At 35.3% G+C, this 6,389-nt stretch carries 5 protein-coding genes; 3 read left to right on the top strand and 2 right to left on the bottom strand.

What is annotated here, in order from left to right; all coding sequences use genetic code 11:
* The first annotated feature begins 80 nt into the window (after positions 1–80).
* The 3 genes from A9G30_RS03885 to A9G30_RS03875 all read left to right on the top strand — a co-directional run bounded on the left by A9G30_RS03885 (position 81) and on the right by A9G30_RS03875 (position 2,484).
* On the top strand, positions 81–1,199 hold the full coding sequence (locus A9G30_RS03885; RefSeq protein WP_442903442.1) for a bifunctional tRNA (adenosine(37)-C2)-methyltransferase TrmG/ribosomal RNA large subunit methyltransferase RlmN: 1,119 nt from the start codon (positions 81–83) through the stop codon (positions 1,197–1,199).
* Positions 1,200–1,228: 29 nt separating this feature from the next.
* On the top strand, positions 1,229–1,837 hold the full coding sequence (locus A9G30_RS03880) for a hypothetical protein (RefSeq protein ID WP_065581532.1): 609 nt from the start codon (positions 1,229–1,231) through the stop codon (positions 1,835–1,837).
* 71 nt (positions 1,838–1,908) lie between these two features.
* Positions 1,909–2,484, top strand: a complete 576-nt coding sequence (locus A9G30_RS03875) for a manganese efflux pump MntP (RefSeq protein WP_065581533.1) — start codon at positions 1,909–1,911, stop codon at positions 2,482–2,484.
* A 179-nt stretch (positions 2,485–2,663) separates the two neighbouring features.
* Here the strand turns inward: A9G30_RS03875 and A9G30_RS03870 are convergent, their stop codons facing one another.
* Positions 2,664–4,793 (bottom strand): AAA family ATPase, encoded by a 2,130-nt coding sequence (locus A9G30_RS03870; RefSeq protein WP_065588116.1) that lies wholly within the window; start codon positions 4,791–4,793, stop codon positions 2,664–2,666.
* A gap of 14 nt (positions 4,794–4,807) precedes the next feature.
* Positions 4,808–6,389: hypothetical protein (locus A9G30_RS12880; protein WP_176700836.1), on the bottom strand; the 1,582-nt coding region annotated here is incomplete at its 5' end.

Genomic DNA, 6,389 nt, shown 5'->3' with positions numbered 1-6,389 from the left:
GAGGCCTTATGTCAACACTATGTACGTCAAATATGTCTGTAAATTTATCAGATACTTCAAACTCAATAAATCTAACCACAATGAACCCAAGTAAAGAAAAAGTAAACTTACTCAATTTTACACGCCAACAATTAAGAGCGTTTTTTATTTCACTAGGCGAAAAACCATTTAGAGCTGATCAAGTGATGAAATGGATCTATCATTTTGGGATAGATGATTTCGATCAAATGACCGATATCAATAAAAAGTTACGTGAGCAACTAAAAACGTTAGCTGAAATTAAAGCGCCAATGATTGCAATGGAGCAACGCTCATCAGACGGCACAATTAAATGGGCACTTGATGTGGGCAATAACCAAATGATTGAGTCGGTTTATATTCCAGAACGAGATCGTGCAACATTATGTGTTTCATCACAAGTTGGTTGTGCATTAGAATGTAAATTCTGTTCTACCGCACAACAAGGATTTAACCGAAACTTAACCGTTTCTGAAATTATTGGTCAAGTATGGCGCGCATCAAATGCTATTGGTGTAACAGGCAAACTGGCGGATAGACCAATTACCAACGTCGTTATGATGGGGATGGGAGAGCCGTTACTTAATTTATCTAATGTAGTGCCCGCGATGGAAATTATGCTAGATGATTTTGGCTATGGTTTGTCAAAAAGGCGTGTAACACTATCCACCTCAGGGGTTGTTCCTGCTTTAGATAAGCTCGCTGGTATGATTGATGTGGCACTGGCGATATCACTTCATGCGCCTAACGATACTATTCGCAGTGAAATCATGCCAATTAATGAAAAATACAATATGACTATGTTGCGTGATTCAATTTTACGTTACCTTTCTTGTTCAAATGCGAATCATGGAAAAGTTACTATCGAATATGTATTACTTAATCAAGTTAATGACGGTGTTGAACACGCACACGAACTTGCTAAATTCCTAAAAAATGTACCAAGTAAAATTAACTTAATTCCTTGGAATCCGTTTCCTGGTGCGCCTTATTCTCGTTGCTCTAATTCGCGTATCGATCGATTTATGAAAACATTGATGGGATATGGTTTTACTGTAATTGTTCGAAAAACGCGCGGTGACGACATTGATGCCGCATGTGGTCAATTAGCTGGTGAAGTTGTTGATCGTACCAAAAGAACGCTGTATAAAAAACAAAGCTTGGTGCAACAAACATTATAAAGGAAAAAAACAGCAAAAAGGGGAAGTTGATGAAAAGAAGCTTGATATTAAACTGTTTTGCTCTGATCATTTTATCTGGTTGTCAAATCAAAAACAGCGATGAATTTGATCCAGAAAAGGCCGCTTTAGCAAGAATGCGCCTTGGGTTAGGCTATCTTGCCAAAGCAAATGGATCGGAAGCTAATGTCAAAGCAGCGCATTATAACCTCAAATTAGCGGCACAATATTCACCAAATAACCCACAAATTATGCTAGCAATGGCAATGTTTGATCAACATGTTGGTGAATACGAGGAAGCCGAGATGATCTATAAGCGCATTATTTTTATGCAACCTGGTAATGGATTATATCATGTGCATTACGGCTCTTTTTTATGCGGGCGAGATCGTTACCAAGAAGCACAGCAACAATTTAAGCAAAGTCTTGATTTAGATCGCCACCGTTGGAAAGCTGATACCTATGAACAATATGGATATTGTGCTATCCAAAATAATGATAAAAAAACTGCTGAGTTAATGTTTAAGCAACTTTTTCAATACGACGCAAATCGGCGTGATAATGTGAAAAAAATAGCTGAGATTTATCAGAAAAAGGGCGATATGAAAGTTGCCAATTATTTGTTTTCAGTCACAAAATAGTAAGCTGTAAAATATTATTATTTAAACCGTAATAACATCATCATTATAATTTTAAGTATAAAGAAGATATCATGAGTTTTTGGGCTATTTTATTATTAGCACTGGCTATGTCGACCGATGCCTTTGCTGTCGCTGTATGCCGCGGGGTTTCGCTTAAATCAACCCCATTTTTAGGTGCACTCAAAGTCGGTATTTTATTTGGTGTTGTTGAAGCTATTACACCACTCCTCGGCTGGTTAGTTGGCTATATTGCACTGAAATATATCGAACAATGGGATCACTGGGTTGTTTTTACTGTCATGTTATTTTTAGGTATTAACATGATTTACAATAGCTTTAAAAAAACTGATGAAGATTGCCTAGAGGATAAAGAAACATCATCAAAAAAATCCTTTCTAATACTAATTTTTACAGCTATTTCAACCAGTATAGATGCATTTGCTGTTGGTATTGGATTAGCGTTAGCAAGCGTGAATATTTATTGGGCTGCAACAATGATTGGCATAGCAACCTGTTTAATGGTAACGATTGGATTATTATTAGGTAATAAATTAGGATGTTTAATTGGTAAACGAGCAGAATTTTTAGGTGGTTTAGCGCTTATTATGATTGGCACAATTACGCTTTATCAACATTTATCTAATTAGACTTTCACTTTTTTTTCATCTAGTAACATCGCTTAGCTTTTCAAACAGGACTATCATAATAGCATTTATCACGTTAAAGTATCTAATAGATAAGATTGAAACCAATTTAGTTAACTTTAAACTAAACTGTTACCTATTAGAGGTAACAGTTTATGGAAAATACTTCTATTTAAATCTTTTTAAATTTTACAAAATGTCATATCAAAGCTACGATCCTGTTGATTATAGACCGCTTTAAAGGCACCTTTGTCATGAGGATTTTGCAAAATATGATTGACGATAACTGGTCTAATATTTGCTTTAATATAACCAGGTAATCCTCTCGCACCACGAATTAAATCGTAGTGATCATGACAAAATGAGCTTATGCAAGAATCAGATATTTCTACAGAAAAACCTCGAGGTTGATATGCTTGATTCAACTTGTCAATTTCACGGCGAATAATCCGCTCGATAACGACCATTGGCAAACGTTTGAAATGGAGAATATTTTCTCGTCCGTTAAAACGATTAAGTAGTTCTGAACGATAAGTGTTATTCAGGTCATTTGTTGCCAATTCACATGCAGCTTCATCAGAAAGGTTTGGATCTAAATAATAAGGTTGCCCGATATTTGAAGTCATAATAATCATAATATCAGAAAAATCGACTGTTCGACCGACATTATCAGTTAATCGTCCATCCGATAAAATCTGTAAAAAGATATTAAATACATCAGGATGTGCTTTTTCAATCTCATCAAATAGATAGATTCCAACTGGTTTTGCTCTAACAGAGTTTGTCAAAATGCCTCCAGCTTCAAATCCTTCATATCCTGGTGGCGCACCAATCAATTTAGCAACAGCATGTTTTTCCATGTATTCAGACATATCAAAACGTACCAATGATTTTTCATCACCATAGACATATTGCGCTAAGGCTTTAGCCATCTCAGTTTTACCTACACCAGATGGGCCTAAAAATAGGTAAGACATTGCTGGGCCTGATTCTTCTAGCGCATCGACTTTAGCGACTTTCACCGAATTAGCGACATGTTTAACAATATTATCTTGACCAAAAATTCTCGATAACAAATTTGCCTCTAAATTAATCAAGTTTTCAACTTCATTTTCATCTAGTTTGTTTGTAGGTATTCCCGAAACTTTGCTAAATTCAGTGATAACTTCTTGACGGTTAAGCCGTAAATCTTTGTTAGCTAACATAACCAATTTTTGGTGTTGTTCGTTATTTTGTACTATTTCTGCATCAATCTGTCGAATCTTTTCCTTTAATTTGGTAACAGCCGGTGAGTCAAATCCACCAGCTGTTAGCTGTGCAAAGGTTTTTATTGTTGTTGATTCCAAATTTTTATTATTATCCTCTTCTTCTTGCAATTGGCTGATCTCATCTTGCAATTTAAAGCGTAATGTTTCGGCCTCACGTTGATATTGGTAAGTTTTATTGATTTCTGACTTTAATTCTTGCCAATCTTGTTGCCATTGTTCAAGTTGTTGTTGCAAATCTTGCTTTTCTGTTTCATTGGTACTTTTGGCTATCTTATTCATTAGCTCAATTATTTTAGGATGCTGTTTATGCGTAAGTTGACGATAACTTGCAAGCGCACGATCAAGTAAAGCAATCGCTCGTTGCGGTTGTGCTCCACCTAAACCTAAACTATCTCGATACTTACTGGTTAAATGTATCGCTTCTTCAACAGCATCTTCATCAACTTCAATTTTATGGTATGCAGATAGCTCTTTAGCAACACTAGAAACGATCGATCTTAAATCATCCCCAATCGGCTCTTTAACATCATAAAGAGTGTAAAGCTCTGGCATGTTTGTGCTGGCTTTTAATACATTACTCAATTTATCATCGCGGACTTCTAAAATAACTTGGAAATTATTTGCTTTGTCTGCGTTATTTAATGCATTGATAAAATGAGCATTGCCAGTATTATGTGCTGCTTCTAAAAAATTAGCCGTATCAGTAATAATCAATACGGATTCTGGAGTTTGCATTAGCTTTTTTAAAATACTTTGAAACTCATTGTTTATCTTAGCGCTATCACCACTAGAAAAAAGCGCATCACAATTTAACCAAAACAGTTTTTTTACAATCAAATCAAACGGTGTATCTGGACTGTTTTTAGCTGCTTGCAAACCAAGGGTAATCATTGAAACACCGACACCAGCAGGACCTGTTAGCAAAAGTGAATTTGATGATTTTCGTATAAGAATAGATGATATTCTTTCTAAATCATGTTCCCGACCCACTAAAGTAAAATTAGGGTATTGCGCTAAATATTCACGCCCTCTAACTAAATACATTGTGCATTCCTTTATTATAGTTTAAAGGGAGAGGCAGTTTGCGAGCTCTCTTTTTTATTCTCAGATTTTTCTGATAAAACATCACCTGTCACAGCAATAAATTCTCGCGTATCAATTTGAACATCTTTAGACATTCTTTCAATTTCTTCTAAATTTGCTCGCATTGTTTCTAATGCTGAACGTGTAATTTCAGTAGCTTCTTTTTGGGTGTCACCAAATTCTGCTAAGTTCTGTAACATCGCTTCTAAATCATTATTAATTTCATCACGACCAGTTGCAATTCGGATGGCTTCATTTTTAGCTATGTCATTTGTTACTCGTGTCATTTCAGCTAAAGTATTACCTGCCATAGATTGCGCCTCATTAATTGCTGCTGAGTTAACAGCAGTAACCACAACACTAAGTTGTGAAGCAACCGATGCAATTCCTCGTGAATGCATTGCTCTGGCACTTTCAACTTGTTTTTTGGTTGCAGCTTGCATATTGCGAATTTTAATGGCTTCAGTTGTTAATTCACCATAGGTTTGCATGGTATCAACCGTTGCTGTTGATACAGTATCGATATGTTCATCTAAATTGCGTCTAGCTTCATCAAGCTTCATTGATTCTAATAGGTTGTCGCCAACATCTTTATGCTCAAGCTCTTCTCTACGTTCACGGTGAACTTTCTCAACTTTTTTAGTCGCTTCGTTCATAATGGCATAAATTTGTATCATATTGCCATTATTATCGCTAAGCCCTTCTATTTGTTTAACCATTTTTTCAAGGTGATTACGAATTGCACCAAAACGTTCTTTGCCTTGATTAACAAATTTTAATGCCGATTCAACCATATCAGCTTGGCGTAATGTATGCTGTTCTGAAGTTAGGTTCAGTAACTCCTTTAGTTTTTCAACATCGATTGAATCCTTGCGTTGTTCGTGGCGTTGTGCAATTTCTATCTGAATATCACTTAATTCTTTTTGTTTATTTTGTATTTGCTGTTGTAACTGTACAATAGTTTCCTCATTAACAGTGATTTTAGCTTGTGATGCAACTTTAATTTTTCCTAAACCAAAAAATTTCCTATCATTTTGTAACAAAACGATTTCTTTTTGCAAATTAGTTATTTTCTCTTCAATACTAGTAATTTCGCTTTGTACACTTGCTTGTTGCGCTATCTTTTCTTCATCCCATTGTTGATCCGCTTTTATTTGCGCTAAAGCATTTCGAGTCTCACCATTTTGGCGTAAGTTATACAGTGCGTCTGTAAGTTCAGTAAGTGGTTTAATTTTTTCAATAAAGTCATTAAGGTCATTATTAAAGTCAGAATATACCCGCTGTAACTCAGCAAACACTTCGGTATCAGTCATTTCGATGCGCTGTTTAGACATCTCTTCTGAAATGGATTGTAGATATTCTTTAAATGTATCAAATTCTTGAATTTTGGCTCTATCAGCTTCTTTATTATCAGTAAATTCTAAAATATGAGTGACTTCTTCTACTTTCTGTTCAAGTGAAAGATTATCTGAAAAAATAACTTTAAAAAAAGTATTTTGTTGAATATTTGAAAGCGGATTTTCTACTTTAGCGCTTTTTTGTCGTTGCCTAACTGAA

The organism is Gilliamella sp. Fer4-1, from assembly GCF_001690515.1.
In the GTDB taxonomy this organism is placed as follows: Bacteria; Pseudomonadota; Gammaproteobacteria; order Enterobacterales; family Orbaceae; genus Gilliamella; species Gilliamella apicola_C.
The sequence above is the reverse complement of the archived record's forward strand: the minus strand, read 5'-3'. Positions and strand labels throughout refer to the sequence as shown.

Bases quoted from the DNA above. Each gene is read 5' to 3' on its own strand.
- A9G30_RS03885 (WP_442903442.1), top strand. From the start codon at position 81: ATGAACCCAAGTAAAGAAAAAGTAAACTTACTCAATTTTACACGCCAA.
- A9G30_RS03880 (WP_065581532.1), top strand. From the start codon at position 1,229: ATGAAAAGAAGCTTGATATTAAACTGTTTTGCTCTGATCATTTTATCT.
- A9G30_RS03875 (WP_065581533.1), top strand. From the start codon at position 1,909: ATGAGTTTTTGGGCTATTTTATTATTAGCACTGGCTATGTCGACCGAT.
- A9G30_RS03870 (WP_065588116.1), bottom strand. From the start codon at position 4,793: ATGTATTTAGTTAGAGGGCGTGAATATTTAGCGCAATACCCTAATTTT.